This is a genomic window from Affinirhizobium capsici (assembly GCF_977018625.1).
Window position 1 is genome coordinate 561,310 of sequence record NZ_CDRNXD010000004.1, and the last position, 26,081, is coordinate 587,390.

Consider the following 26,081-nt stretch of genomic DNA (forward strand, 5'->3'; position numbering starts at 1 on the left):
CTATTAATCCGTTTTTTCCGGTTGATCGACGCGGAATTAAAGCGTGCCGCCTGGTGGATTTGCGAATTTTCCGCACAGGCGGCACAGTTGATGGATTATGTCAGCGCTGTCATTGCGCGAAATAAAAAAAATCAGGCTGCGTTTCGAGCAGCTTCTTCTTCGCAATAAAGAGCCTCAAGCGTCTGAAGAACCTTCATGACAGATTCAGCAGAGCTGGAGTAATAAATGGTCTGCGCGTCGCGGCGGGTATTTACCAGCTTTTGTGCACGCAGCTTAGAAAGGTGCTGTGAAAGCGCCGATTGGCTGAGGCCAACCTTGTTGGCAAGCGCGCCAACGGCGACCTCACCCTTGACCAGGCAGCACAGGATCATCAGTCGCTTGGGATTGGCCATGGCCGACAGCAAATTGGCGGCCGCTGCGGAATGCTCGGTCAGTGATGTCATTGTTCTTCCCTCAAGTCTTCCCCTAAAACGCTGCTACCGGAGGTTCCGGTAACAATGTAACGATAATCTACCAAGAGCTTGTACCCATTGTATATCCCTAAATTCTACGTATAGCTTGTACAGCCAGTAGTAAGCCTGTGGCTGATGCTTATCGGTGAATCTTAGGCAATCTAATCGCTTGAAGTGTGGAAATTATCGTTACAAATGCGTCCTTTAGCATAGACGCAGACAATAAAAATCAAAGAAGTGTACTCGTTTTGGTTGTGTTTTCGTGAGGCATTTCTAAATATTCTTTTGAGCGATAATTTGTAGAAAAACATTTAGAAAATTGACCAATTGGAAAATTATCACGCCTTTGTGAGCGGTCCTTAGTGGTCAAGCTCGATCAGATCCGACGCTTCCAGGTTGAAGGCGCGTCCGAAGCCGCCGTTCAAAGCCGCGCGCTGCGGAGTGATTCGAAAGAAACTGAAATCTGGGAAGTCTATATAGAGGGCGGTCTTTGGATGTTTCGTAAGAAACAGGTCGCGAAGTTTTGGCCTCTCCGCTGAATCCTTGGCCACGCGTTCGGCCAAGCCGATGACAGTCATACGGGGATGGGCGAGGGGATCGCCTTTTCCCGGTTCGCCAACCAGAAAAGAACAGCGTGGATCTGCAAGCAGGCTGCGCGTGTGCGCCGCGAGGGTGGAGACGAGAATGAATGGAATGCCCGCTTCATCCACGCAAAGCAGAGCCCGGCTAACACTTGGCCAGCCGGTTTCGGGCTCAAGCACGGCAAGAGAGATGTCATCGGCGGATCGAAGAAGTCGGCGCGCCAGCAGGCGCGCCTCTTCATCCGTCGGGCGTATGACCGAAGGTTTTTCAACCACGCGGCTCCGCCTCCCTGCGACGATGCCGCGTCAACCCGGTGATGACATCGTCGGCACTGATGGTCCCGAGAACTTCACCATTTTCCACAACGCCGATAACACCCGGTTGTCGCGCCATGGCATCCAGAATATCCACCAGTGGCGTCACAGCCTTGGCAGTTGCCGTGACCGGTAGATGCGCGGGGGTCGATTGAGCTCCTGGCCTCATCACGTCGCCTGCGGTCAGCATGCTGATCGGGTTCATGTTCTGCACAAAATCCGCGACATATTGGTCCGCCGGTGCCTGAACGATCTCCTGCGGGGTCCCACACTGGATGATTCGACCGCTTTCCATGATGGCGATGCGATTGCCGATGCGGAAAGCCTCATCCAGATCGTGGCTGACGAAGAGGATCGTCTTTTTCAGCCGGCTCTGAAACTCTAAAAGCTCGTCCTGCAAACGTGTGCGGATCAGCGGGTCCAATGCCGAAAAGGGCTCGTCCATGAGCAGGATGGGTGCGCCTGTTGCGAAGGCGCGAGCAAGGCCCACGCGCTGCTGCATGCCGCCAGAAAGATCGCCGACTTTCCGTTCTGCCCATTTCGACAGGTTCACAAGTTCGAGCTGTTCAGCGACACGGGCTTTGCGCTCCGTTTCCGGCATCCCGGCAAGTTCCAAGCCAAAACCCACATTCTCCGCCACTGTGCGCCAGGGCAAAAGGCCGAATTGCTGGAAGACCATGGAAACGGTGTTCATGCGCAGCGCCCGAAGTGTCTTTTGAGGACACTGATAGGGATCGACAGGACCAGTATTCGTCATCACGGAAACGCCGCCGCGCACGACGGGGGCAAGGCCGTTTACGGCACGCAGCAAGGTGGATTTGCCGGAGCCAGACAAGCCCATCAGTACCAGAATTTCCCCCTCCCGTATGCTGAGCGAGGCTTTCGATACGCCTAGAACATGGCCTGTGCGAGCGGCGATTTCATCCCGTCCATGGCCGCTATCCATGAGGGCGAGCGCCTCCTTGGGGCTGTTTCCGAAGACGATGTCGACATTGCTGAAAGTGATCGCGTCGCTCATCAGCTTTCTCCTTCGCTATCGGAACGGAACATGCGGTCGAGAATGATCGCTAGAATCACGATGCAAAGTCCGGCTTCGAAGCCCCGGGCGACATTGACCGTATTCAGTGCGCGCACCACGGGCACGCCCAGCCCGTTGGCACCAACCAGAGCGGAAATCACCACCATGGAAAGAGACAGCATGATCGTTTGGGTAAGGCCCGCCAATATCTGCGGCATGGCGAAGGGAAGCTCGACCTTCCTCAGCACCTGGCCGGGCGTTGCCCCGAAAGCGACCGCCGCTTCAGTGAGGGATGAGGGGGTCGACACAATCCCAAGACGCGTAAGCCGAATAGGAGCTGCAATCGCAAAGATCACAGTGGCGATCAAGCCGGGCACCATGCCGAGTCCAAAGAGGATAAGGGCAGGGATGAGATAGACGAAGGTGGGTATGGTCTGCATCAAATCCAAAATCGGCCTCAGCACGCCATAGAGCCAAGGCCTTCTTGCGGCTGCAATGCCGACCGGGACGCCAATCGCCATGCTGACGGCCGTGGCCGCGAGAACCAGAGCCAGCGTTTCGGTTGTCTCTTTCCAGTAGCCTTGATTGATAATGAGCAGAAGGCCGAGAGCGGTGAAGGCAGCCAAAGGCAAAGAACGGCGCAAATAAAAGGAAAGACCGGTAAAACAGACAACCACTAAGAAGGGGTGCGGCCACTGAAGAACAAAGAGCAGAGCGTCGATCACATGTGACAGGATGAAAGAAAGCCAGTTGAAAAAACTGGCGCCACTCAAGGTTAGCCAATCGACGAACCACTTGGCCCACATGCCGATGGGGATCTTGGATTCGGTTATAAATTCCAATGGCGTCTTCCCGTGTTTGATGTTTCACGATGAAAGGGCCGAACGCATCGCAACGCGCAATACCCGGCGGTCAGAAATGATTGAAAAGGTATACCTCAAGCGGACAAGCGACAAGGAAGTAACGCAGCAAGTATCACGCTGCAGCAACGCTTGCTCATCCGCAGAGATGTTGGCCGCGTCGGCGTTGTGAAAGCTTCCCCTCACAACGCCGATCGATGGATATTAGAGGCCGAGCTTGGTCTTGACTGCGGGGAGCGCATCCTTGCCATCCACGGTGGTCACGCCAGCCAACCAGGGCTCCACTGCCTGCGGATTTGCCTTCAGCCAGGCCTTGGCAGCAGCCTGGGGTTCCTGGCCGTCATTGAGGATGCCGCCCATGATCTCGTTTTCCATCTTCAGCGAGAACTTCAGATTGGTCAGGAATTTGCCAACGTTGGGGCACTCTGCGGTGTAACCTGCACGCACATTGGTGAAAACGCTGGCGCCGCCGAAATTAGGCCCAAAGACGTCATCGCCGCCCGTCAAATAGGTGAGCTTGTAATTGGCGTTCATCGGATGCGGTTCCCAGCCGAGGAAAACGACAGGTTCGCCAGCCCGATCTGCGCGGGATACCTGCGCCAGCATGCCCTGCTCAGACGATTCCACCACCTCAAAAGACTTCAGGCCGAACTGATCCTTGGAGATCATGTCGAGGATCAGGCGGTTGCCGTCATTGCCCGGTTCAATGCCATAGATCTTGCCGCCGAGTTCCTTGCTGTGCTTGGCAATATCTTTGAAATCCTTGATGCCAAGCTCCGCGCCTTTGGCATTGGTGGCCAGCGTGTATTTCGCGCCGGTCAGGTTCGGGCCGAAGGATTCGACCGACTTGTCGTTCAGGAACGGGCGCACGTCGTTTTCTTGCGTCGGCATCCAGTTGCCGAGGAAGATATCGATGTCTTTGTTTTTGAGAGATTGGTAGGTCACCGGAACAGAGAGCACCTGAACCTGCGGCTTATAGCCAAGGCCCTCGAGTATAACGGAGGCCGTGGCGGTTGTGGCGGTAATATCCGTCCAACCGACATCCGAAAAGCGAACGGAGCTACAGCTGGCTGGTTCTGCTGCGAGCGCCTGGCCCGTGGCAGCCAGAACGAAACCAGCGAACAGCGAGAGTTTCAGCGAAGTTTTTGCGTGCATGTTTGATGCTCCGTTTTTGAGGTTCCCCTGTTCATTATCAATATCTGTGACGCCGCTGCAAGCTGAGCCATTTGCGCCAAGAACAAGGGGGCGTTTGCGACAATGTGGCGAGAATGTGTTTTGATCCTGATCAAGGCGGTGGCTCGAGGAAGTGCTATCAGAACTTGCTAACATACGGACGAATAATGACATTCGCCCCGCAAGGAGAAGTAGTATGACCTTTTGTAACCGTCTTCTGGTTCTGGCAGCAAGTTCCGCCGTTTTGTTTACAGCAGGTGTGACAAATGCTGCCGAATTCGAAGTGAAGATGCTCAACAAAGGCAGCAGTGGCGAAGCCATGGTGTTCGAGCCATCGTCGCTGAAAGTTTCGGTTGGCGATACAGTGCATTTTGTGCCGACCGATAAAGGGCATGACGCGGCAACCGTGAAGGATATGATTCCGGAGGGTGTGGCGGAGTCTGTTGGCAAGATGAACCAGGAACTGGTCGTCAAAATCGAAAAGGAAGGCGCCTACGTCATCAAGTGCAGCCCGCATTGGGGAATGGGCATGGTGGCACTCGTCGTAGCGGGTGATGCAAAACCCGCCAATATTGATGCAATCAAGGCCGCCAAACTGCCGAAGAAAACCCGCGACCGCTTGGATGCAGAAATCGCGGCTCTGGGTCTGTGAAAATCTGGACGAGACAGCTGTTTAGGTATTCGGAATTGATGTCGGCTGTCTTTTGGAAAGAAATCTAGCTTTCCTGACCTGGAAACCTATTTCTGCACCCAAGTCTTTCGCATCTATATCTTGGATGGCTGGCCGGGCTCTATAACACCATGGCCGGCCTCAAGTGAGCACACGTTGAGCCTTTGTTTTGTATCAACATGTCCACCGTGACGGCAAATTGCGTGGCCATAGACTCCGCGTTTTTTAGCCTGGGGTTAAGACTCAACAGGAACCGGTTCATCGTCGTTAAGCCGTCGATGCCCAAGCGCGGACGCATCTCCAAGGTTTCTGTTTCGTACCAGCGCGTTGACCATTTGCCTCGTTCTAATAAACTACCCATTTAGAACGCAGTGAGTTCAACGCTGTCATTCTGCATTCGTCAGTCGATCCTGTGCATGGTGCTTTTTCCATTTTTTGGGAGACATTCCCTCCCATTCCCGAAACGCGCGATAAAAAGATGTGGGCTCTTGATAGCCCAGACGCCGTGCGACGTCCTCCAGCCCGTATTCGGTACTCGTCAGCATTTCCCTGCAATACTCACGCCGAGCATTTGCCAGGACTTCGCGAAACGTGGTGCCTTCCAGATTGAGGCGACGCTGAAGCGACCGTTCGCTCGTTCCCAGGATTTTTGCAATTTCAGCCAGCTCAATGTTCCCGCTGCGGAACTGACGCTTAAGAACATGCTTTAGCTCGTCCACGACGCTATCGAATGCGTCAATGTCTGAGACAGATGACGCAAGGGCTGGCTCAAGGATGGTTATCATTTCAGGGCTGTAACCCGGGAAAGGAGCATCAAGGTCGGCAGCTGCAAAAATGATGGTGTCAGCCGAAGCATTGTACTGGATTGGACAGCTTAAGAAGTCCCGCACCGAGGGATCGAGAAGTTCGGATCGCGTTAACTCGACCCGGATGGGTACGATATGTTGCCCAGTGCCCCGCCTTGCCAATTCGAGTGTGAACGTAATGAACAGATCCACCGTCAGCAGAGGAACATCGAGTGTGGTGTCATGCCAGGAGTTGCTGATCGTTGCGCGACCATCCTGTTCAACGACATTCAATGTGGCGGGTGTGCAGAGCCTTTGATACTGCGCAAGCCTGCCGAGTGCATCTCGAAAGCTACGTGCGTAAAATGCTATGAGGGCCGAAGGTGGATGAATGGCGGTCTCCACGCTTCGAACGAATGTTAGGGCAAATGTCCTGGGATTTGGCGCCAGAGCCTCGAGAGAGCGGAAGATCGAGAAATACTGTTCCGTCGTGTACACACGTTCAACATCGGCAAAGGATGTGGTGGGAAGGTGCGCCGTCCTCAAAATCAAAGAAGCCTGTAAGCCGTGGGAAGATAATGCACTCCAAAAGCTCCGAGGGATCTTGCATGTATCCATGGGAACTATCGCCCTTTCTTATGTCGGTTTGAAGCGTGCGGCACGAAACGCAGGTGTAACCGGATATTGGCGTAACTTGCTAGAAATATGGCATCGTTTGAAAGCCTGGGAAATTCCAACTCGCCTTAGATCTTGTCCAGCTACTCGAGGCTTTGAGTTTTAGCTCCTCAGAGAAGACAAGAGCGAAAGCTAGAAAAGGAATGCCAAATGCAACGAATTTACGCAATAACTGGTGCTGAATCTGGAATCGGTAAGGCAACTGCGGATCTGCTTCGAGGACAGGGGCATACTGTCATCTCAATTGATATTGCAGATGGTGCAGACATAAGAGTTGACCTCACAAAAGATAACGAGCGTGCCCGAATTCATGATGCAGTGAGCGACCTCAGCGGCGGTAAGCTCGATGCATTTATTGCCTGTGCTGGGGGCGGGTCTATGGGAGAGATGCAGGTCCGTCTCAATTATTTTGGCGCGGTCAGATCAATTGAAAGCGTTCGTCCGCTGCTGGCAAAAGGCACAGAGCCCAGAGCTGTCGCGATTGCATCACTGGCATCACTGCAGCCAAACATTCCCGCTATTGTAGAAGCATGTTTGAAAAACGACGAAGAACATGCGGTCAAACTGTCTCATGATCTTCAGTTCGGACTGGCATATTCTTCGGCAAAAAGGGCGCTCGTAAGGTGGGTCCGACAGACCGCACCGAAACAGGAATGGGCCGGGGCCGGTATCGCCCTGAACGCCATTGCGCCTGGAACATTTGTAACACCTCTAGTGGAACCAATACTGAAAGATCCAGAGGCCGTTGCCTATCTGGATCGCTTAGGCCCGATGCCTTATCACGGGTTCGGTAAAGCTGAAGAAATCGCGCCGGTTATCGCGTTCTTCGCCAGCGCCGAATTCAAGGTCACGACGGGCCAAGTTCTTTATGTCGACGGTGGATCGGATGTCGTCCTAAGAGGAGACGATGTGTGGAGCTGCAATGACGGCTGGCATAAGAATCTTATGGGATAAAAGTCCGGTGGAGGGTGACGCAAAACAGTAGATTGCCAAGATGCTGTCCCAAATAGTTCATGTTCATTTGGGACAGCTGCGGCTTGTCCGTTTTGCGACGAACAAGGCGAACTCTTCGTGGTTGAGAAGAAAGCCGATCCTGTCTGCGAGACTTTCTTTGCCACAAGCTTTCAATTGCCCTTCGCATTGCTTCTCTGTAGCTAGGTGACAGGGAGACGTTGCCGGCTTCCAGAGGCAGGGGTAGGTGGAATGGGGCAGAGTAATCGGATGGAGGCCAATGCTGTCATTGGTGAGCGCTTGGTGGAGTTGCAAGTTCAACTTGTGGCGCTAGCCGATGCATTATGCGCAGCAACTCAGTCCTCCGTCACCGCATCTGAAGATGCAGCATCCATTTTCCGGGAAGAACATACCGCTGGCATTGATCAGGTGGTTTTATCAGCCCGACAGGTGGATAGCCTTCTCGCCCGGCAAATTGCGCTGCTCGATCGCGAAACCAGCAATGCAACGGAAGGACTTTTTCGTCGAGGCGCTGAGGAAAAACAACCCTCTTTCAAGTGGTCTCGCCTGTTTGGGAATGTTTCAGGTCGCCACATCGCGCTGAGCGAGGATCAGGTGGGGCTTCGCCTTTCTGAACTCATAGGCGCAAGCCATGCTCTGCTGGTTCATCTTCAGAACCATCAGGCTATCATTTCCAATCAGCTTACTCGCTTAGAGAGTGCGGTCATCGTTGAAATGGCGAAATTAAATGCCCTCGCAATCACGGCCGATCCTGAGCCTGCGAACTCCTTGCTGGCGGTTCATATTGAACTGCTGGAGGATTGCGTTGATGCATTGGTCGGCATGGCGCAGGTGACCAATGTTTTCGTCAACAAATTGCAGCTCGATGCGGAGGAGCGCATTTTGTTTCTGCACGGATTGTGCAGGCCAGACATTGCCAAGCTGGTGAACGACTGGCCTTGCTTCAGGTCGCTGTTGGAGAGAGTAGAACGCGGGCTTTTGTCAACGGCCGGCCTCAGGCAGCGTAAACTTCACTTGAATGAAGCGTTTCAACGCCATGCCGCCCACTCTCGACAAGCGGTGAGTGGATAATTATCTCTGCCAAACCGCTGATACCAGAGCATCGAACATGGGCGCAGCCAACGCTTAGCGCCTATGGGCCGGAGGAGAACCTGAACGTATGGACGCTGTTACTGCTTTTTTCCGGTCTCTGCTGAATGCGTTCAAAAACGGCTTGCGATTGCTGGTCGCTTGGCTGGTCTGGCCGCTACGCGCCGCACATGGTTGGTATGGTCAGCGAAACCTGATCCTCAAGTCATCGATCGCTGCATTGGCCGTGTTGCTCATTGCGTTGTATGGATATTTCATCTGGCAAACGCAGGTTTGGCGGGGCTTTGATCCGAATTTTGTTGATCGTTATGGCTTTGGTGAACGGAAGCTGGCCGCAGGTCAACCGATTACTGCCACCAGCGCCACGGCTACAACGACTGAAAGCGCATCCCCGCAACCGGCGGCACAAGCTGCCAACCGTTGCCAGCCTTCCGGCATTGTGGAGGTTTCGGCTGATCTCACTGATACGAACGTCAACCAGAATGCATGGATTTCGTCCATGCTGCTTTACCGCCTCGGCTTTTTCGGGCTCGATTGGGATAGAACCCCGTTTCTTGACAACAAGGCCGCCTTTCAGCGCGGCGTGAACCAGACTGTTCGCCGTACTGCGGTAGAACTGGTGGACACGCTCGGGCGCGTGCGCGGAACTTCCGGTATTAACGGCGATCTTCAGGATGCGCGTGGCAACCTGCAGTTCGATGAATTCTCCTGGTATTTCGGGCTGCAGCCTTTCGGCTTCAAAACCCCAACTCCAAGCTATTATCGCGCGGCTATCGGCAGTTTGCGTAAGTTCAATCTGGACCTCGCGAGCTGCAATGCCGTTTTCGATACGCGCGCCGATAATCTCGTGCAGTTTCTCGATCGCATTGCCAATGATCTGGGTTCAACCTCTGCGATTTTGCGCGAACGGTCGGAAAACTATAACGGCGGCTGGTTTGATACGCGGGCTGATGATCGTTTCTGGTTCGCTTATGGGCAGCTCTACGGCTATTACGCCATCATGGCCGCTGCAGGAGCAGACTTCCATCAGGTGCTGCAGGAGCGCAACTTGACATCGCTGTGGAATGATACCCTGCAGCAATTCAAATCCGCTTTGCGAATCCGTCCGCTGATTATCTCCAACGGCGCTGAGGATGGCATCATCATGCCCTCTCATCTGGCCACCATTGGGTTTTATACTTTGCGCACTCGGTCCAATCTCGTCGAGATCAGGTCCGTTCTGGATCGGTAGCAATTGGGGCACTGGTCCTTACGGCCAGCGCATCCTCAACTCAGCCGCGCACTGTGCTATCCGTTTCATAGCGGAAATCGCAGCGATGCGGATGCACTTCGAAAGCTATGCCGATAATTTCACCACTTGTGCCGGGCTTTTCGCGAAAACGGCCGATTGAACAGACGTAGCGATATGGCGGCATTGCAGATGCTGAAATTCGGTGAATTTTCTGAAATGCCATGGGGTGAAGGCTAGCAACTTCATGGCTTTCCATGACCGCGCTCAGATCGTCGGGATGGATGCGTGAGGAATATTCCATCAAATTAATGGGACCGTCCGTCGGTTTCATCCCGAAGAGACGACTGTAGACCGCGTCGCAAAATGTGTGGCCACTGTCTAGATCCTGGCGCCACAGTCCCACTGGATTGAACGTGGTTACGATATCGAAAATTTCCTCGGCCGAAATGCCGAAGTCATGGAGTCTGCTAATCCGTTCGTGTGATGAACCTGATTGCGGCACAGTGATCGAAACCTTCTTAAGGTAGAGGGCGGCACCTCACCATTAATTGATCAGACGCAGCCTAATGGCTTTGGCTACCAGTTGGGTTCGATTCACGCAATCTAGTTTCTTGATTGCCTTATTGAGATAGGCATTAACTGTATGGTCGGACAAACACAGGATTTCTGCGATTTCCGAAGAGGTTTTGCCCTGTGAAGTCCAGCGGAGAACTTCAAGCTCACGTGCAGTCAGGATGCATTTTTGCTGTGGATCATTGCGGCGAACCCGGTCGAAGACGCGAAAGCTCTGCAACATCAGCATGCCGACTTCATTGAGCTCCGGCAGGGTCAGAACGGGGCGGTCGCCATCAAGCCTGATCAGGAAGCCAGAGCCGTCCGAGGACTGCATGGGCATGGCCACGCCTGTCGACATGCCATTCGTCTTCGAGATTCGCCGCATTGGCTCTGGAAAGTCCAGTGGCCACCCATCGTCAAATTGCGGATCAAAGCTCCAGCAAAGAGGAAGCGCCATTTTCTTTAAGAGCGGGACGATCGGACAGACGTTCAGGAGGCGAAGGCGGTCAAAGTCGCGCACATATGATTTCGGAATATTGCTCTCGACGATGAGAGGGTCGAGCAAAGAATCAGTCGCTGCGGGGGCGCTCATAACAGCGTAGTAACGAAAGCCGAACTGTTTAGGCAACTTCGCAACGGCGGCAATGATCGCAGCGCGGGATTCTGCGCTGGAAATTTCTCTACTGAGTAGCGAATGCCGTTCAAGCGTTATCATTTTCTTCCGATGAAAGTATGGGTCTTACTTCACTACAACCAAGATATCGTGTGGCGTTACAGATGCCAACGTTATTTTCGTATTTGCACATCTATACTAATGAGAGGCTTACCTTTGTGAGTCATTTCGCGGTAGCCGCTGTATTGTTTTGATGCAAGTCTTGCCTTCAATAATGCGATATTTAGGCAGGTACTAGGCGAATATTCATTCCTATGCGCGCGGAAAATCTCATATGTCTTTCGTTCGCACACCTTTTTGCGTGTCGATCCGAAGAATCGGGACATTAACCAATTATAAAGGTTTGTGGGGAAGCTGCCACTCCGCCGTTGGGTAGTCTGGCTCAAATACGTCTTATTTGTTCTAATATGCGCTATTTCTAACTGTTTACTGTCTCGGAGGCCGGAATACTTCCACATATGGGCGAGAGGCGCATTGGATGGCAGACGCATTTTGCGATCATGCCGATATGCGCTATTCAGCATCATCTTCCCGGGTTTCAGGAGATTTTTGGTGAGCATTCCTTCCGACATCAGCATTGCCCGTAGCGCAAACAAACAGCCGGTTATGGAAATTGGGCGTAAGCTTGGGATACTGGGTGACGACCTTGTGCCTTATGGTCATGACAAGGCGAAGCTTTCGGCAAGGCATATCGAGAGTTTGAAGGGTGAGCGGGATGGCAGGCTCATTTTGGTCACAGCCATCAATCCCACTCCGGCGGGTGAGGGTAAGACCACGACAACGGTCGGGCTTGGCGATGGACTAAACCGCATCGGGAAACGCGCGATGATCTGTCTTCGCGAACCGTCGCTCGGCCCTTGCTTTGGCGTCAAAGGCGGTGCTGCGGGTGGCGGTTATGCGCAAGTTGTCCCAATGGAAGATATCAATCTGCATTTCACCGGCGATTTCCACGCGATCACCTCTGCCCATAACCTTCTTGCGGCAATGATCGACAATCATATCTACTGGGGCAATGAACTGGATTTTGATCTGCGACGCGTGGCGTGGCGGCGTGTTGTGGATATGAATGATCGTGCCCTTCGGCAAATCGTTGGTCCGCTTGGCGGCGTATCGAATGGCTTTGCGCGTGAAAGCGGCTTCGATATAACTGTCGCTTCCGAGGTCATGGCCATTCTCTGCCTGGCATCCGATCTGGCAGATCTTGAAGCGCGTCTTGGAGGGATCGTTGTTGGTTATCGGCGAGATCGTTCTGCGATTTTTGCCCGTGACATCAAAGCGGATGGCGCGATGGCCGTGTTGCTGAAAGATGCAATGCAACCCAATCTGGTTCAGACCTTGGAGAACAATCCAGCACTGGTTCATGGCGGTCCCTTTGCCAATATTGCGCATGGATGCAATTCTGTGGTGGCGACCAAGGCGGCGCTCAAGCTTGCCGATTATGTGGTGACCGAAGCGGGATTTGGGGCCGATCTCGGGGCCGAGAAATTTTTTGACATCAAATGCCGCAAGGCAGGGTTGAAGCCTGCTGCTGCCGTTCTGGTTGCCACAGTTCGCGCCTTGAAGATGAATGGCGGCGTGGCCAAGGCCGACCTTGGTGCCGAGAATGTCGATGCAATGTTACGCGGCAGTGTCAATCTATCCCGTCATATTGAAAATATCCGCAAGTTTGGTGTGCCTGTCATTGTGGCGATCAATCATTTTTCCAGTGACACGCCTGGGGAAATCGAGGCGTTGCAAGCCTATGCCCGGGCACTCGGCGTTGAAGCCGTTCTATGCCGTCATTGGGCGGAAGGTTCGGCCGGTATTGAGGAGTTGGCGCACAAGGTAGCAGCGTTGGCAGATAGCGACGTTGCGGATTTTCAGCCCCTTTACGCCGATGAATTGCCGCTTCTAGCCAAAATTGAAACGGTTGCGCGCGAAATTTACCGAGCCAGTAGCGTAGTGGCTGATAAATCCGTGGTGGAGCAACTGGCTAGCTTCGAGGCTCAAGGATACGGGCACCTACCGGTTTGCATTGCCAAAACACAATACTCTTTCTCAGCAGATCTGAGCCTACTCGGAGCACCAAATGACCATGTGTTGCCGATCCGGGAAGTAAGGCTCTCTGCAGGTGCGGGTTTTATCGTTGCAATCGCTGGTGAAATTCGAACCATGCCCGGGCTTCCCCGCTCTCCGTCCGCGGAAAGGATCATGCTCAATGAACAAGGTTATATCGAAGGGCTCTTCTGATAGGTGAAAAGTGCAGGCTGCTTAAGGCGGCAAGCGGCCTGCGATGCCTTCAATTATCCCGGTCGCCGAAAGCTATAGTCGAAAATACTATTCGTCTTTATTGTGATTATGTGTCGCAAATAAAATTTGTACCATCGCGATACACTGCCTCCCAAAGTTCTATACATTTATTACCTGCAGTTTATCAAATTTATGTAGCTCCATAAGGAATCTTGAAACTCTCTACGCTAGGCTGTGCGCTCTGGACGGAGAAAGTGGATGCAGCTGAGCGGTTTGACCACTCTTACGAAGCCTCGATCAAGATTTCTGTTGTGGCTGACGGACATGGGCGCTGATGTGCCTGTTGATGTGCGCATGCGCCTTTACGAAGCGCTGGCGTCATCGACGCTGCCTGTTATTCTAGCTTCGCTCAACTCTGCTTTCGTTGCCGTCCTTGCTTGTTATCGCTCTGGCCACAGCGTGTTTTTGTTGTTTGCGCTGTTGGATATGATTGGCCTTGCGGTGCGCATTGCGGCAACACGGCTGAGATTCATGAAGCCTTTTGCATCGGATGTGGTCATTATGACCAGCCTGCTCTGGGCATCCATGGTCGGCGTCAACACCCTGCTGATCGGTCTCGGCAACGATGGCGCCATGATCATTTTGTCGGTTGCCAGCGCTCTTGGTTCTTGCGCGGGCATTATCTCGCGAAATTATGTCACGCCGCGCCTGGGCTTGACGCAAGTGATTATCATCGATCTCGGATTCAAGGTTTCGTTCGGTGCGTCTCATCCTGATTTCCTGCCAATCATAATGCTGCAGGGCGTCATTTTTTGCGGTGTCGTAGATTGGATGATGCGCCAACAGCTGGCTACTTCCGTAAAGGCGATTTCATCTGAACTAGAGAGCCGGCGCCAATCACTGCTTGATCCACTGACGGGTGTATTGAACCGGCGAGGACTTTACGAGCAAGCCCAAGGGATGCTGGAAAACTACCATTCTCTTGCGCTTTTCTATCTTGATCTTGATGGCTTCAAACAGGTGAATGATCGCCTTGGTCACGGTGCAGGTGACGAACTGTTGCGGCAGGTTGCCAAACGGCTGGAACTAGCGCAGCCCGAAGCCGCAATCTGTCGCATGGGTGGTGACGAATTTCTCATTCTGGCCAACGCTCAACATCCTCAGGACGCTGTTCGAATGGCCGGGAAGATGATACGGGCAATGACCGTTCCCTATGTCACAGATGTCGGTTCAGCCCACGTCGGCGCAAGTATCGGCATCGCCTTCGTGAATTTCGAGGAAGGCCTTGAGCGCGCGATGAAAGACGCTGATGCAGCCCTCTATCGTGCAAAAAATGCCGGTCGCGGCCAGGCAGTGTTGCATGAAGAGGTTACGATCGGAAATCGCGTCTCCGCTTAAAGCGTGGCTAAACTATCCTTCGTCTTAGAGCATATTGTTGCAGCAAAGCGGCTGCAGATTGTTGCCGACATATTTCAGCGGCAAAAGCGATAGCCGCCCTTTCGTTCAAGAACGTCCAGATGCAGATGGTCCTCGTGCGTTGCATCGCTGCCCGGTGAAAGCACCGTGGTGAAGTGCAGGCAGGCACCCGTGGTTGCCGTTCTCTGGAACGCGCCGATCATGGTCGGATCTTCTGCCTTTGGCGTCATTTCCACAGGCTCTCCTTTGTCGAGTTCCAGCGCGATGACATCGATGGCATTGCCTCGGGCATGCTCGGAAATCTTGCCGGTTTCAGCATTGTTGCGCTTGCGGCAGGCATAGGTGGAAGCATTGCGCACGCCCGTGAGTTTCGCATCCGGAACTGCTACGGCCAAAGCGGGTTGGACCGTATCTTTCAACCAGTGGGAAAGCGCAAGGGCGGCCTCGCATCTTATGGGCGTTGGCTCGGACAGTCTGATGCCGGGCAGGGGCTTGCTGACAATGATGGGCTTTTCAATGCCGCACAGACCGTCCTCCTCGGATATGGGGCCTGATTCCTTGAACTCCGCGCCCAAGGATTTGAGGTCGGAAATGCAGGCTGCCAGTTTCTCAGGGTCTTCTTTCACGATTGCGGAAGGTGGAGGCTCCTCCTTCTGGGTGGAGGCGTCGGGGCTATTCTTCTCTTCCTTCTCTTCGGGCTTATTGCTCGAGGATGCTTTGCCGGGCTCATCCTGGCCGTCCTGCGGCTTGGTATCTCCATTGGGAGCAGGTGACGGAGTTTCCTTGCTTTGCGGTTTCGGAGCGTCATAGCCTTTAGGGAGGGCAGGTGCGGGCGGGGTAGCTGAATCCGTCTTTGTATCTGGCTTGGGCTCTGGCACAGGGCCTTGTTTCGGCAGGGCCGCGCCAAGCAGGAAAAGGCAGGCCGCTGCGGCCACAAAGATACGGTTATGCATGCGCGTCCTCCGCTTCAGGTGCGGCGGTTAACGCATGGAGGCGGAATTGGTCGCATTCGAACGTCAGGAACGCGATTGAACCTCTTGCAGACGCGCCTCTGCTGAGGTAACAGTTCTGCCCATGAAAACGTCGCTGATCATGGCTATCTGGTGGTGGGCTCGCTAAAAACGCGGCCTTGACCAGTCATGTTCAAAGACAAGACAAAGCCGCCCGACCATCGAGGCGGCTTTCTTGTTGAGAAGCCCCTCCAAAGCCGGGTCTTAAGCACGTGTCACCAGCCTCATTCGGCGTGTGTGCGTGCGGAGAACAGGACACTGAAGTTTAGAGGTGGAACATGGTGACAATCATTGAAGACGACGGTTCCGAGGTCTACGAGACCCGTGGCGGAATCAAGGTGAGCCGCAAGCGCAGAGCCGCACCCTATGGCGAAGCGATTTCCACCTATGTGGATAAGCTCGATGAGCGTCGCGGCGCAGTGTTTTCCTCAAACTACGAATATCCAGGTCGCTACACGCGCTGGGATACCGCAATTGTCGATCCGCCTCTTGGGATTTCCTCTTTCGGTCGCCGTGTCTGGATTGAAGCCTATAACGAGCGCGGCGAAATCCTGCTGGATTTCATTGCGGAGCGCCTTGCGAGCGAAAGTGAATTGACGCTGGGGGAGCGCAATACCCGCCGTTTGGATCTGACCGTCAACCTGCCAACCCGCGCCTTTACGGAAGAAGAACGCTCCAAGATGCCAACCGTGTTTACGGTTCTGCGTGCGGTCGTCGATCTCTTCCATTCGGATGCTGATAGCTCTATCGGACTCTTTGGTGCTTTCGGCTACGATCTGGCCTTCCAGTTCGATTCCATCGAGCTTTCCTTGAAGCGCCCAGACGATCAGCGCGATATGGTTCTGTTCCTGCCGGATGAGATTCTGGTGGTCGATCACCACGCGGCCAAGGCATGGATTGATCGCTACGATTTCAGCCGCGGGGATACGACAACTTTCGGCAAGGGGCAGGATATCCCGGCCGATCCATTCCGCACCACGGACACCATTCCGCCGAAGGGCGATCACCGTCCTGGCGAATATTCAGAGCTCGTGGTGAAGGCAAAGGAGAGCTTCCGCCGCGGTGATCTCTTCGAAGTCGTGCCAGGCCAGAAATTCATGGAGCGTTGCGATTCCAAACCATCGCAGATTTCCAACCGCCTGAAGGCCATCAATCCCTCACCCTATTCCTTCTTCATCAATCTCGGCCATCAGGAATACCTGGTCGGTGCCTCGCCTGAGATGTTCGTGCGTGTCTCTGGCCGTCGCATCGAAACCTGCCCGATCTCGGGGACCATCAAGCGCGGCGAAGACGCCATCTCCGATAGCGAGCAGATTTTGAAACTGCTCAATTCGAAGAAGGACGAATCCGAGTTGACCATGTGCTCGGATGTGGACCGAAACGACAAGAGCCGTGTGTGCGAGCCAGGTTCCGTCAAGGTTATCGGTCGCCGTCAGATCGAGATGTATTCGCGTCTTATTCACACGGTCGACCATATCGAAGGTCGTTTGCGCCCAGATATGGATGCCTTCGATGGCTTCCTCAGCCATGCCTGGGCGGTCACCGTAACTGGTGCGCCAAAGCTTTGGGCCATGCGCTTCATCGAAAAGCACGAAAAGAGCCCACGTGCCTGGTATGGCGGTGCCATCGGCATGGTTGGCTTCAATGGCGATATGAATACTGGCCTGACGCTTCGCACCATTCGCATCAAGGATGGCATTGCGGAAGTGCGCGCCGGAGCAACACTGCTGAACGATTCCGATCCGCATGAGGAAGAGGCTGAAACAGAACTGAAGGCATCTGCCATGATTTCCGCCATTCGCGACGCTCGCACAGGAAATGCGGCCAAGGCTGCTCGCGATGTGGCCAGCGTAGGGCAGGGGGTGAAAATCCTGCTGGTCGATCACGAGGATAGTTTTGTGCACACGCTGGCAAATTACTTTCGCCAGACGGGTGCGGAGGTTTCCACCGTTCGCACACCGGTGCCGGAAGAAATCTATGATCGCATCAAGCCGGATCTGGTGGTGCTGTCACCTGGGCCGGGGAATCCGAAGGATTTCGACTGCAGGAACACCATCAAGGCAGCGCGCGCGAAGGGGCTTCCAATCTTCGGCGTCTGCTTGGGCCTTCAGGCGTTGGCCGAAGCCTATGGCGGTGAACTGCGCCAGCTGGCGGTGCCGATGCACGGCAAGCCATCGCGCATACGCGTTCTCGAACCGGGTATCGTGTTCTCCGGGCTCGGCAAGGAAGTCACGGTTGGCCGTTATCACTCCATCTTCGCAGATCCGAAAACGCTGCATCCAGATTTCATCATTACTGCGGAAAGTGAGGATGGCACGATCATGGGCATCGAGCACGCTAAGGAGCCCGTGGCCGCGGTCCAGTTCCACCCCGAATCCATCATGACGCTTGGCGGTGACGCTGGCATGTGCATGATCGAGAATGTGGTGGCGCATCTTTCCCGCAAGGCAAAAGTTGAGGCGGCCTGATCGAGATAATACAATAGAAAGGCCGGCTTACCCGGCCTTTTTCATGCGCGGTTTTCCGGCTTAACTATGCAGGCCGATCACCTTCTCGAAAGCCTCCCAGGTCGTGTCCATGGCATATTCCCTGATGAAAGGGAGATTGAGATGGCCAAAGAGCGGGGATAGCTGCCATTCCGCCGTTTCTTCATCAATACCCGCGATCTGCTGGAGATAGATGACGGAGGCTAGGCCCGTTCTATCAGCGCCGCTGCGACAGTGAATGAGGATCGGGCCTTCTGCATTGCGAAGGGTATCAAGCAGAGCAAATGTGCGTTCGATGCTTAAGGGCGTGCGAGCCGACATCTCGAAATTCACTTCCCTCGCGCCATGGTCTTCTACCGTCGTAAGTTCTCTATCATACCAACGTGTGCCGGTATGTTCGCCTCGTAGGTTGATGACGGTCTTGATCTTGTATTCATCAATATAAGAGCCAAGGTTTTCTGGAGAAAGTTGCGCCGAACGATAGAGGCGACCAGGGATGACCTCGTGGAAGTTGCCCAACACTTGCAGGTAGCCAAGCCAAAGACCCAGAGCAACCAGAAGGCTGAGTAACGTAAGACCTATTTTCTTTAAAGCATTGGTTGTTTGTGCCATATGCATTTCGCTCACGAAGTATTCAGCGTCGCTTTTGCTTTTAAAACTAAGCTGATCGACCTGTGGCGGATTTATGTCCAACATTTCCGATGCGTCCTTATATGTTTTTGACAACGTCTCGAAAGTGCGTCATAGACGCCTCCACAAAACCGCCGGGTGCAAAAGCGCCGGCGGTTTTGCCGTTTCGGGGCTATTGCAAATCATTCGCATGCGCAGGGAAGATCATGAGCCAACCCAATCTCAAGCTGGTCCAACGATTTGCCTTCTGGGGCATTCCACTCTCCTTAGCTGTCATGGGCCTGAAGCTTCTGGCCTGGTGGGTGACGGGATCTGTTGCGCTTCTGTCGGATGGGCTAGAATCGCTGGTTAATGTCACTGCGGCGGTGATTGCCTATTTTGTCATTCGCTATGCACAGCAGCCTGCTGATGAGGATCATCAATTCGGGCACCACAAGGCGGAATATCTATCAGCGGTTCTGGAGGGCGTTCTGATTGTCGTGGCCGCCCTCTTGATCATCAAGGAGGCGTGGGCAGGGCTGGTGGCGCCGGCTTTGCCGGAAGCGCCAGTGCTGGGTCTTGCGATCAACGGATTTGCCGGTGTCATTAACGCAGTCTGGGCAACCATTCTCATCCGCGTTGGCACCACCCATCGTTCGCCAGCCCTGAAGGCGGATGGTCACCACATCATGTCCGATGTCGTTACGTCGGCTGGGGTTTTCGTCGGGCTCGTTCTGGCGGTCCTGACAGGCTACGCGATCCTTGACCCAGTGCTGGCCATCATTGTTGCGTTCAATATTCTTTGGCAGGGCTGGAAGCTGATTTCTCACTCCGTGGGTGCCTTGATGGATCGCGTGGTCGAGCCGGAAGAGGAAGAGGCCATCCGCAAGGCAATCGCGGCAAATTCCGCTGGTGCATTAGGTGTGCATGATTTGCGCACCCGCCGTGCAGGTTCGGCAGCTTTCATCGATTTCCACCTTGTGGTACCGGCAGCCATGACAGTGGGCGAGGCGCATGGCATTTGCGACCGTCTGGAAGAAGCAATCAAGGCTGCCGTTCACGGCGCATCTCTTGCCATCCATGTCGAGCCGGAAGGCGAGCATGAGCATGGAATAAGAGTTCAGGTAGAAAGTCAGGAAACATGAGCAAGACGGATGTCAGCGGGCTCTCGCAGCTCGGTCAGCAGGTAGAAGCGCCCACGAGTCCAGAAACGGCTGTGCTGGAAAAGGTGCCGAATGGCAATGCAGGAACGGATTTTGTGGTGCGGTTCACCGCGCCGGAATTCACTTCGCTTTGCCCCATGACCGGCCAGCCGGATTTCGCGCATATTGTGATCGATTATGTTCCGAATGGCTTTCTGGTTGAATCCAAGTCACTGAAGCTGTTCCTCACATCCTTCCGCAATCACGGCGCTTTTCATGAGGATTGCTCTGTCTATATCGCCAAGCGCCTTGTGGACTTGCTAGAGCCAAAGTGGCTGCGCATTGGTGCCTACTGGTATCCACGTGGCGGCATTCCAATCGATGTGTTCTGGCAAACAGGGCCTGCTCCAGAGGGCGTGTGGCTCCCAGACCAAGGCGTCCCCACCTACCGCGGACGTGGGTGAGAGGCGACGGCGCAGCCGGCAAAAGGCTCCAGTGGAGCGTTTTGAGCCTCGAACGCCCTGAGCCCAATGCGAAGGGCCGGGGCCGCAGGCCAGCTGGCGACGGCGCAGCCGGCAAAAGGCTCCAGTGGAGCGTTTTGAGCCTCGAAGGCCCTGAGCCCAATGCGAAGGGCCGGGGCCGCAGGCCAGCTGGCGACGGCGCAGCCGGCAAAAGGCTCCAGTGGAGCGTTTCGAGCCTCGAACGCCTTGAGCCTAAAGCGAAGGGCCGGGGCCGCAGGCCAGCTGGCGACGGCGCAGCCGGCAAAAGGCTCCAGTGGAGCGTTTCGAGCCTCGAACGCCCTGAGGCTAAAGCGAAGGGCCGGGCCAAAGCTGAGGGGGCGAGGAGCTTGCCGGTGATTGCTCAAACATAGCTGCTGTCGTCGCCACCGAAGTCGCTATCGTCGCCGGATGACCAGTCATTGCTGTCATCATAATCGGCCTGCTGAATATTATCGTCATTGGTTTGAACATCAGGCTGTGCGGCATTGTCCGATTTGTCGGCATCGTTGCTGCCGGGGGCATCACCATAATAATTGTTGATGACGGTTTCTTCGACCGGGCCGGTGGTGAAGCCTTCGGCTGCGGGAGAACCCAGGCCAATGCCCGCCATGTGATGACCGAAGATGCCGCTGAGGGAGTTGGCAAGCAACATGCCGCCTGCCACGCCAGCGGCTGTTCCCAAAGCTCCGGTCAAAAAGCTGCTGCCGCCAGCGGGAGAGCGTACGCCTTGCCAAGGACCACTTGGTTGCTGCGGTGCATAAGCCTGCTGTGGCGGTGGAGCGGCTTCCATGGATTGCCCCCACGGCCCACTTGGTGCGCCACCATAGGGCCTTTGCATCTGAGACGGTGCAGGTTGTGCTTGCGGAGCCTGGCTGGAACCAAAGATGGAGCTTAGAAAACCGCCACGCTGCTCTTGCGAGGCTGCTGGTTGAGCTGACTCCAACTGGTGAATGCGCGCTTCAAGTTCAGTGATGCGCTTTGAGGCGGCTTCCAAACCCTTCTCCTGTACGATCACAGCTTGCGCCAGATAATAGGGAGCGGAAGGTTCACGGCGTACCGCATCGGCAATCAGTTGCTCTGCTTCGCTATCGCGCGGTGTCGCGGTGGCGGTGTGAATGCGTTCAAATAGGCCTGACAACAGTTGGCGTTCTTCCGGCGACATTGTCTCTTCCTCAACTGGGACCAGTATTCCATGCGTAGGAAGTAGGGAGAAATTCGGGCGCTGTCACCGTTGGCCCGCCTTAAATCTCTGTAATGCGAAGCCAGCATGGTTCATCCGGCTTCGCAAGCCGTGAACCGATCAACCGCCGAACACAAGCGAAAGACCAGCCAGTGCAGTAACAGCGCCTGCAAGCCGGGTGATTGACGGTGCGGCACGGCTGACGCTGACGCCAAGCACTACCCCTGCCAGATGAAGCAAGGCGGTGGCGACGATGAAGCCAATGCCGAACTGAACCGCGCCAGCTGCTCCAAGCTCTGCCCCATGGGCATGGCCGTGAAACAGTGCGAAAACGGCAACGATGGCAGCGGAAGCATAAAGAGGAACGCGTACGGCAAGAGCTACAAGAAGGCCGAGACCGATGACCGAAGCTAGAATGGCTGGTTCAACAAAAGGCAGATGGACGCCCGCAAGGGCCGCGAAAAACCCGAGGGCCATGGTGCCGACGAAAGAGGCCGGAACAATCCACAGTGCTGAACGGCGGCCCGTCTGGGTCGCAATCTGCGTTGCCCAAAGGCCGACGGCCACCATGGCAAGAACATGGTCTGAGCCGAACATGGGGTGGGATAGGCCAGCGGCAAACGAACCATGTGCAAGAGGATCGAGATGGGCAAAGGCTGGTGCTGCAGCGGCGGCAAACATGGCTGCTGCGAAAGAGAAGCGTTTCAACATATTGGTTCCCCGTTTTCATGAAGGCAGCCCGCTTGATCTGCTGCACTGCATGAGGCGCGAGATTAGGCACTGCCTAAAAAGTTGTCTATGCGTAAAATGACGAAGGCACTATTCATCATATCCATGCTGCATGATTGTTTTGTGCGTGCGAACGCATTATGTCCGAGAGGACGAAATTCACTCTGGAGACTGTTCGATGAACGATGAGAATGAAGACGACAAGACGAAGGAATTGCCGCTCGGCAAAGAAACGGAGGCGAATCTTTTCAAGTCGCGTTCTATCTTCATCTATGGCGGCATCACCATGGAACTGGCCCAGAAGGTTTGCACCCAGCTTGTTGCCTTGGCCGCTGCCAGCGATGAAGACATTCGCATCTATGTGAATTCGCCGGGCGGTCATGTGGAATCGGGTGATTCCATTCACGACATGATCAAGTTCATCAAGCCGAAGGTCTGGATCATCGGAACCGGCTGGGTGGCCTCTGCTGGCGCGCTGATCTACGTATCCGTGCCGAAAGAGCGTCGCATCTGCTTGCCGAACACGCGCTTCCTGCTTCATCAACCATCTGGCGGTACGCGCGGCATGGTTTCAGATATCGAGATCCAGGCGCGCGAAATCATCAAGATGAACCAGCGCCTCATCAAGATCTTTGCAAAGGCAACCGGCCAGAGCGAAGAGAAGATCGCCAAGGATATCGATCGCGATTATTGGCTGGGTGCGGAAGATGCCGTGGCTTACGGGCTCGTATCCCGCATTATCGAGAACCAGTCCGAAATCGGCTGATTTCTCGTGTCAGGTGAAGTTTTGAGCCCGTGGTATTTCCCGCGGGCTTTTTTGTGGCTGCCAGGAATTCTGTCTCGCGACACAAAAAACCTTTTCCAACTTGATGAATCGCATACATGATGAGCCCTTGAAAACCGAAAGGAATATTAGGGAATAGCCGTCATGTCGGGATTGTTGAGTCTTGCTGACACTCTCAAACACGCTGGCCTGACAAAGCTGGTTCTGCATGCGTGGGAGCGGCGCTATGGCCTCGAGCCGGAACAGAGGACGCAGACCGGGCGGCGTTTGTATACCTTTGAGCAGGCAGAGCGGCTGCGGCTGCTCAAGCTCTGCACCGATGCCGGGCACCGAATCGGCAATATTGTTTCTCTTCCGATTGCAGATCTTCAGGGAATAAGGGCTGGGGCTCAACTCCAGCAGGCCCTGGAGCCAGCAATCGCTTCCCTGAAGGCGATGGAGCTTCAACATCTCGACCACTGGCTGCGCGACCGCGCTGACCGCCATGCAATCGAGGATTTTATCCACAAGGTCGTCTCACCGCTCCAAACGACGATTGGCGACTTGTGGTCGAATGGGGAAATTTCTATCGCCGCCGAACACTATGTCAGTGCTGCTGTGAAACGTATTTTGAGCGGCATGTTGGATGATCTTCCGCCTGCTTTGATCGATGCTCCGGTCTTGATCGCAACGACGCCAGAGGGGGAGGCGCATGAGATCGGTGCCCTTTGTGTGGCACTTGTCGCGCGTCTGACGGGCTGGAATGTCCTCTATCTTGGACCCAATCTGCCACCAACTGAAATTGTAAACATCAGTTTATCCCGCAGTGTCCGTTGCGTCTGTTTGAGTGGGCTGTGCATCAAGCAGAAGCTGGCTGAACGGCAGATCTATGAGATCCGGGCGAAGCTTCCTGCGCGCGTTGCCGTATGGGTTGGCGGACCGGCCTTTTCCAATCTCGCGCCTATCCGCGATGTTCGCGTCTTCGACGACCTGCAAAGCTTCCGTCAGGCTCTCCAGGAAGAGTGTGCTTAGCTAACATTGTAATAAAACCTCGCTTAATACTGAGACCTGATCAGTGTTTTCTACTGTTCTAAAGTCTAAAACATATACAAAACCTTCGAATTAGGGAATTTTTCATTTTTTGTATATATTTCTGGGAGTGCTCACTGACCTTCCTGGGCGGGAATGGGTGTTTTGAGTTCTGAGGGGATTTGGAATGGGTATTCGTTCTCTGTTTGATTCAGCAACCGTCGTGAAGAACCTTTCTCTGGAAGCGTTACAAGCCAATGTCATGGTAGCTGATGCGAAGTTCAACATTGTCTACATGAACCCAGCCGTCACGGCTTTGCTTAAGGATGCAGAAAATGATCTCAAAAAGGAGCTGCCGCGATTTTCTGTTGATGCGTTGATCGGCAGTAACATCGACATTTTTCACAAAAATCCGTCGCACCAGCGCAATATGCTGGCAAGCCTGCGGGATCGTCACAGTGCGATGATAACGGTGGGACAGCTCATATTTGATCTTGTCGTGACCCCGCTCAACAATGGCGGCAAGACAATCGGCTTTGTGGTGGAATGGGCTGATGCCAAGGAGCGGCTCCTTAATGTGGACTATGCGGCACAGATGGCCGCGATTAGCCGCTCACAAGCCATCATTGAATTCGATATTGACGGCAAGATTATCAAAGCTAATGATAATTTCCTGAAGGTCATGGGGTACTCACTCCAGGAAATCGTTGGTCGGCACCATAGTCTCTTCATCGAAAAGAGCTATGCAGGAAGTGAAGACTACAAGACGTTCTGGCGAAATCTCCGTGAGGGACGTTACCAAGCCGCCGAATTCAAACGCATTGGCAAGGGTGGCCGTGAGGTTGTCATTTCAGCCTCCTATAATCCTATTCTGGATCTGCGCGGCAAAGTGGTGAAGGTCGTCAAATTCGCAACTGACGTGACCGATCGTGTTAAGACTGTAAACCAGCTCGGGCAGTCGCTCAAAAATCTTTGCGCTGGTGATTTCGGTTTTCAGATCAACGAGCCGTTTTCCCCGGAATTCGAATTCCTGCGGCACGATCTCAACCAGTCGGTTGCGCAGCTTTGTGCAACCTTCCGCAACGTCGCTACAAGCGTAGATGTTATCAGCAATGGCACGCGAGAGATTAGCCAGGGTGTCGGCGATTTGTCACGCAGAACAGAATCGCAGGCGGCAAATCTGGAGGAGACCGCCGCGGCGCTGGAGGAGATTACATCGAATGTTAGTTCGTCTGCCAAGCGCGCTCAGGAGGCACGCGATGTGGCGGCCTCTGCCAAGATGAATGCCGAGAAGTCCGGGGAAGTCGTAGCGCAGGCGGTAGATGCGATGAGCCGCATTGAAGATTCCTCATCAAAAATCTCCAACATTATCGGCGTGATTGATGAGATTGCCTTCCAGACCAACTTGCTCGCCTTGAATGCAGGCGTCGAAGCGGCAAGGGCGGGTGAGGCCGGGCGCGGCTTTGCTGTTGTAGCGCAGGAAGTCAGAGAACTGGCGCAGCGTTCTGCAAAGGCGGCGAAAGAAATCAAGGATCTTATTCATAACTCCGCTGCCGAGGTTTCAAATGGCGTGAAGCTTGTGCGTGATACTGGCGGAGCGCTTCGTTCAATCAGCGACTTGATTGTCGAGATCAACGATCATGTCGTTGCCATATCCACGGCAGCGCGTGAACAGTCGACGGGGCTGACGGAGGTCAACGGTGCAGTGAACACCATGGACCAGACGACGCAGCAAAACGCGGCCATGGTTGAAGAAAGCAGCGCTGCTGCTGCAACGCTTGCGCAGGAAACGCAGAGGCTTCTCAGCATGATGAGCGGCTTTAATCTGGGTCAGTCGATGCGTGACCACAGAGGTTTTGATAGCTACGGACGTGCTGCCTGAGCTTGGCCCCCATTTGAAAAGCCCGCCGGATGTTTCCGGCGGGCTTTATCGATTCAA

The 26,081-nt window shown here is 54.4% G+C and carries 24 protein-coding genes; 12 read left to right on the forward strand and 12 right to left on the reverse strand.

Annotation, left to right across the window (positions count from 1 at the left end):
- Positions 1-131 precede the first annotated feature (131 nt).
- The 5 genes from AC0JZ1_RS06085 to AC0JZ1_RS06105 all read right to left on the reverse strand — a co-directional run bounded on the left by AC0JZ1_RS06085 (position 132) and on the right by AC0JZ1_RS06105 (position 4,381).
- On the reverse strand, positions 132-443 hold the full coding sequence (locus AC0JZ1_RS06085; protein WP_471881522.1) for an ArsR/SmtB family transcription factor: 312 nt from the start codon (positions 441-443) through the stop codon (positions 132-134).
- A 368-nt stretch (positions 444-811) separates the two neighbouring features.
- A complete protein-coding gene (locus AC0JZ1_RS06090; RefSeq protein WP_471881523.1) occupies positions 812-1,309 on the reverse strand; it encodes a HugZ family pyridoxamine 5'-phosphate oxidase in 498 nt (165 codons plus the stop codon).
- Positions 1,302-2,366, reverse strand: coding sequence for a choline ABC transporter ATP-binding protein (gene choV, locus AC0JZ1_RS06095; protein ID WP_471881524.1), 1,065 nt, complete (start codon positions 2,364-2,366; stop codon positions 1,302-1,304). Before choV ends, AC0JZ1_RS06090 begins: the two co-directional genes overlap by 8 nt.
- Positions 2,366-3,208: a choline ABC transporter permease subunit gene (choW, locus tag AC0JZ1_RS06100; RefSeq protein WP_471881525.1), complete on the reverse strand. Its 843-nt coding sequence runs from the start codon at positions 3,206-3,208 to the stop codon at positions 2,366-2,368. The genes choV and choW overlap by 1 nt, the downstream gene beginning before the upstream one ends.
- Positions 3,209-3,430: 222 nt before the next feature.
- Positions 3,431-4,381: a choline ABC transporter substrate-binding protein gene (locus AC0JZ1_RS06105; protein WP_471881526.1), complete on the reverse strand. Its 951-nt coding sequence runs from the start codon at positions 4,379-4,381 to the stop codon at positions 3,431-3,433.
- A gap of 214 nt (positions 4,382-4,595) precedes the next feature.
- Here AC0JZ1_RS06105 and AC0JZ1_RS06110 point away from each other — a divergent pair, with 214 nt between their 5' ends.
- Positions 4,596-5,051, forward strand: a complete 456-nt coding sequence (locus AC0JZ1_RS06110) for a pseudoazurin (RefSeq protein WP_471881527.1) — start codon at positions 4,596-4,598, stop codon at positions 5,049-5,051.
- Between the two features lie 404 nt (positions 5,052-5,455).
- On the opposite strand, the gene AC0JZ1_RS06115 is transcribed toward AC0JZ1_RS06110, so the two are convergent.
- Positions 5,456-6,472, reverse strand: coding sequence for a helix-turn-helix domain-containing protein (locus tag AC0JZ1_RS06115; protein WP_471881528.1), 1,017 nt, complete (start codon positions 6,470-6,472; stop codon positions 5,456-5,458).
- Between the two features lie 207 nt (positions 6,473-6,679).
- On the opposite strand from AC0JZ1_RS06115, the gene AC0JZ1_RS06120 reads away from it, so the two are divergent.
- The 3 genes from AC0JZ1_RS06120 to AC0JZ1_RS06130 all read left to right on the forward strand — a co-directional run bounded on the left by AC0JZ1_RS06120 (position 6,680) and on the right by AC0JZ1_RS06130 (position 9,821).
- Entirely contained in the window at positions 6,680-7,483 is an 804-nt protein-coding gene (locus AC0JZ1_RS06120) for an SDR family oxidoreductase (RefSeq protein ID WP_471881529.1), read from the forward strand.
- A 249-nt stretch (positions 7,484-7,732) separates the two neighbouring features.
- A complete protein-coding gene (locus AC0JZ1_RS06125) occupies positions 7,733-8,572 on the forward strand; it encodes a hypothetical protein (protein WP_471881530.1) in 840 nt (279 codons plus the stop codon).
- A gap of 88 nt (positions 8,573-8,660) precedes the next feature.
- A complete protein-coding gene (locus AC0JZ1_RS06130; protein WP_471881531.1) occupies positions 8,661-9,821 on the forward strand; it encodes a DUF2333 family protein in 1,161 nt (386 codons plus the stop codon).
- A gap of 40 nt (positions 9,822-9,861) precedes the next feature.
- On the opposite strand, the gene AC0JZ1_RS06135 is transcribed toward AC0JZ1_RS06130, so the two are convergent.
- Both AC0JZ1_RS06135 and AC0JZ1_RS06140 read right to left on the reverse strand, forming a co-directional pair.
- Positions 9,862-10,323 carry a PAS domain-containing protein gene (locus AC0JZ1_RS06135; RefSeq protein WP_471881532.1) on the reverse strand — a complete coding sequence of 154 codons (462 nt, stop codon included), beginning with the start codon at positions 10,321-10,323 and terminating at the stop codon, positions 9,862-9,864.
- A gap of 42 nt (positions 10,324-10,365) precedes the next feature.
- Positions 10,366-11,091 carry a helix-turn-helix transcriptional regulator gene (locus AC0JZ1_RS06140; RefSeq protein ID WP_471881533.1) on the reverse strand — a complete coding sequence of 242 codons (726 nt, stop codon included), beginning with the start codon at positions 11,089-11,091 and terminating at the stop codon, positions 10,366-10,368.
- A gap of 510 nt (positions 11,092-11,601) precedes the next feature.
- Here AC0JZ1_RS06140 and AC0JZ1_RS06145 point away from each other — a divergent pair.
- Positions 11,602-13,278, forward strand: coding sequence for a formate--tetrahydrofolate ligase (locus AC0JZ1_RS06145; RefSeq protein ID WP_471881534.1), 1,677 nt, complete (start codon positions 11,602-11,604; stop codon positions 13,276-13,278).
- A gap of 258 nt (positions 13,279-13,536) precedes the next feature.
- Positions 13,537-14,676 carry a GGDEF domain-containing protein gene (locus AC0JZ1_RS06150; protein WP_471881535.1) on the forward strand — a complete coding sequence of 380 codons (1,140 nt, stop codon included), beginning with the start codon at positions 13,537-13,539 and terminating at the stop codon, positions 14,674-14,676.
- A 74-nt stretch (positions 14,677-14,750) separates the two neighbouring features.
- On the opposite strand, the gene AC0JZ1_RS06155 is transcribed toward AC0JZ1_RS06150, so the two are convergent.
- Complete coding sequence (locus tag AC0JZ1_RS06155; RefSeq protein WP_471881536.1) at positions 14,751-15,647, reverse strand: extensin-like domain-containing protein; 897 nt, start codon at positions 15,645-15,647, stop codon at positions 14,751-14,753.
- A 335-nt stretch (positions 15,648-15,982) separates the two neighbouring features.
- Here AC0JZ1_RS06155 and AC0JZ1_RS06160 point away from each other — a divergent pair, with 335 nt between their 5' ends.
- Positions 15,983-18,172 (forward strand): anthranilate synthase, encoded by a 2,190-nt coding sequence (locus AC0JZ1_RS06160; RefSeq protein ID WP_471881537.1) that lies wholly within the window; start codon positions 15,983-15,985, stop codon positions 18,170-18,172.
- Positions 18,173-18,232: 60 nt separating this feature from the next.
- Here AC0JZ1_RS06160 and AC0JZ1_RS06165 read toward each other — a convergent pair whose 3' ends face one another.
- On the reverse strand, positions 18,233-18,886 hold the full coding sequence (locus tag AC0JZ1_RS06165) for a tyrosine-protein phosphatase (protein ID WP_471881538.1): 654 nt from the start codon (positions 18,884-18,886) through the stop codon (positions 18,233-18,235).
- Positions 18,887-19,026: 140 nt separating this feature from the next.
- Here AC0JZ1_RS06165 and AC0JZ1_RS06170 point away from each other — a divergent pair, with 140 nt between their 5' ends.
- Positions 19,027-19,944 (forward strand): cation diffusion facilitator family transporter, encoded by a 918-nt coding sequence (locus AC0JZ1_RS06170; RefSeq protein ID WP_471881539.1) that lies wholly within the window; start codon positions 19,027-19,029, stop codon positions 19,942-19,944.
- Positions 19,941-20,405, forward strand: coding sequence for a preQ(1) synthase (gene queF, locus AC0JZ1_RS06175; RefSeq protein WP_471881540.1), 465 nt, complete (start codon positions 19,941-19,943; stop codon positions 20,403-20,405). Before AC0JZ1_RS06170 ends, queF begins: the two co-directional genes overlap by 4 nt.
- Before the next feature lie 397 nt (positions 20,406-20,802).
- Here the strand turns inward: queF and AC0JZ1_RS06180 are convergent, their stop codons facing one another.
- Both AC0JZ1_RS06180 and AC0JZ1_RS06185 read right to left on the reverse strand, forming a co-directional pair.
- Positions 20,803-21,603, reverse strand: coding sequence for a DUF2076 domain-containing protein (locus AC0JZ1_RS06180; protein ID WP_471881541.1), 801 nt, complete (start codon positions 21,601-21,603; stop codon positions 20,803-20,805).
- Between the two features lie 138 nt (positions 21,604-21,741).
- The gene (locus AC0JZ1_RS06185) at positions 21,742-22,332 is read right to left on the reverse strand and encodes a HupE/UreJ family protein (RefSeq protein ID WP_471881542.1); all 591 of its coding nucleotides are present in this window, start codon (positions 22,330-22,332) and stop codon (positions 21,742-21,744) included.
- 196 nt (positions 22,333-22,528) lie between these two features.
- Here AC0JZ1_RS06185 and AC0JZ1_RS06190 point away from each other — a divergent pair, with 196 nt between their 5' ends.
- The 3 genes from AC0JZ1_RS06190 to AC0JZ1_RS06200 all read left to right on the forward strand — a co-directional run bounded on the left by AC0JZ1_RS06190 (position 22,529) and on the right by AC0JZ1_RS06200 (position 26,024).
- Positions 22,529-23,116, forward strand: a complete 588-nt coding sequence (locus tag AC0JZ1_RS06190) for an ATP-dependent Clp protease proteolytic subunit (protein ID WP_471881543.1) — start codon at positions 22,529-22,531, stop codon at positions 23,114-23,116.
- A 162-nt stretch (positions 23,117-23,278) separates the two neighbouring features.
- Entirely contained in the window at positions 23,279-24,145 is an 867-nt protein-coding gene (locus tag AC0JZ1_RS06195; protein ID WP_471881544.1) for a MerR family transcriptional regulator, read from the forward strand.
- Between the two features lie 184 nt (positions 24,146-24,329).
- Complete coding sequence (locus tag AC0JZ1_RS06200) at positions 24,330-26,024, forward strand: methyl-accepting chemotaxis protein (RefSeq protein WP_471881545.1); 1,695 nt, start codon at positions 24,330-24,332, stop codon at positions 26,022-26,024.
- Positions 26,025-26,081: the final 57 nt, after the last annotated feature.

Coding starts and splice junctions, on each gene's coding strand:
- choV (WP_471881524.1), bottom strand. CDS start 2,366: ATGAGCGACGCGATCACTTTCAGCAATGTCGACATCGTCTTCGGAAAC.
- queF (WP_471881540.1), top strand. CDS start 19,941: ATGAGCAAGACGGATGTCAGCGGGCTCTCGCAGCTCGGTCAGCAGGTA.
- AC0JZ1_RS06085 (WP_471881522.1), bottom strand. CDS start 443: ATGACATCACTGACCGAGCATTCCGCAGCGGCCGCCAATTTGCTGTCG.
- AC0JZ1_RS06120 (WP_471881529.1), top strand. CDS start 6,680: ATGCAACGAATTTACGCAATAACTGGTGCTGAATCTGGAATCGGTAAG.
- AC0JZ1_RS06110 (WP_471881527.1), top strand. CDS start 4,596: ATGACCTTTTGTAACCGTCTTCTGGTTCTGGCAGCAAGTTCCGCCGTT.
- AC0JZ1_RS06130 (WP_471881531.1), top strand. CDS start 8,661: ATGGACGCTGTTACTGCTTTTTTCCGGTCTCTGCTGAATGCGTTCAAA.
- AC0JZ1_RS06150 (WP_471881535.1), top strand. CDS start 13,537: ATGCAGCTGAGCGGTTTGACCACTCTTACGAAGCCTCGATCAAGATTT.
- AC0JZ1_RS06185 (WP_471881542.1), bottom strand. CDS start 22,332: ATGTTGAAACGCTTCTCTTTCGCAGCAGCCATGTTTGCCGCCGCTGCA.
- AC0JZ1_RS06155 (WP_471881536.1), bottom strand. CDS start 15,647: ATGCATAACCGTATCTTTGTGGCCGCAGCGGCCTGCCTTTTCCTGCTT.
- AC0JZ1_RS06140 (WP_471881533.1), bottom strand. CDS start 11,091: ATGATAACGCTTGAACGGCATTCGCTACTCAGTAGAGAAATTTCCAGC.
- AC0JZ1_RS06180 (WP_471881541.1), bottom strand. CDS start 21,603: ATGTCGCCGGAAGAACGCCAACTGTTGTCAGGCCTATTTGAACGCATT.
- AC0JZ1_RS06170 (WP_471881539.1), top strand. CDS start 19,027: ATGAGCCAACCCAATCTCAAGCTGGTCCAACGATTTGCCTTCTGGGGC.
- AC0JZ1_RS06165 (WP_471881538.1), bottom strand. CDS start 18,886: ATGTTGGACATAAATCCGCCACAGGTCGATCAGCTTAGTTTTAAAAGC.
- AC0JZ1_RS06115 (WP_471881528.1), bottom strand. CDS start 6,472: ATGGATACATGCAAGATCCCTCGGAGCTTTTGGAGTGCATTATCTTCC.
- AC0JZ1_RS06195 (WP_471881544.1), top strand. CDS start 23,279: ATGTCGGGATTGTTGAGTCTTGCTGACACTCTCAAACACGCTGGCCTG.
- AC0JZ1_RS06190 (WP_471881543.1), top strand. CDS start 22,529: ATGAACGATGAGAATGAAGACGACAAGACGAAGGAATTGCCGCTCGGC.
- AC0JZ1_RS06160 (WP_471881537.1), top strand. CDS start 15,983: ATGGTGACAATCATTGAAGACGACGGTTCCGAGGTCTACGAGACCCGT.
- AC0JZ1_RS06105 (WP_471881526.1), bottom strand. CDS start 4,381: ATGCACGCAAAAACTTCGCTGAAACTCTCGCTGTTCGCTGGTTTCGTT.
- AC0JZ1_RS06200 (WP_471881545.1), top strand. CDS start 24,330: ATGGGTATTCGTTCTCTGTTTGATTCAGCAACCGTCGTGAAGAACCTT.
- AC0JZ1_RS06125 (WP_471881530.1), top strand. CDS start 7,733: ATGGGGCAGAGTAATCGGATGGAGGCCAATGCTGTCATTGGTGAGCGC.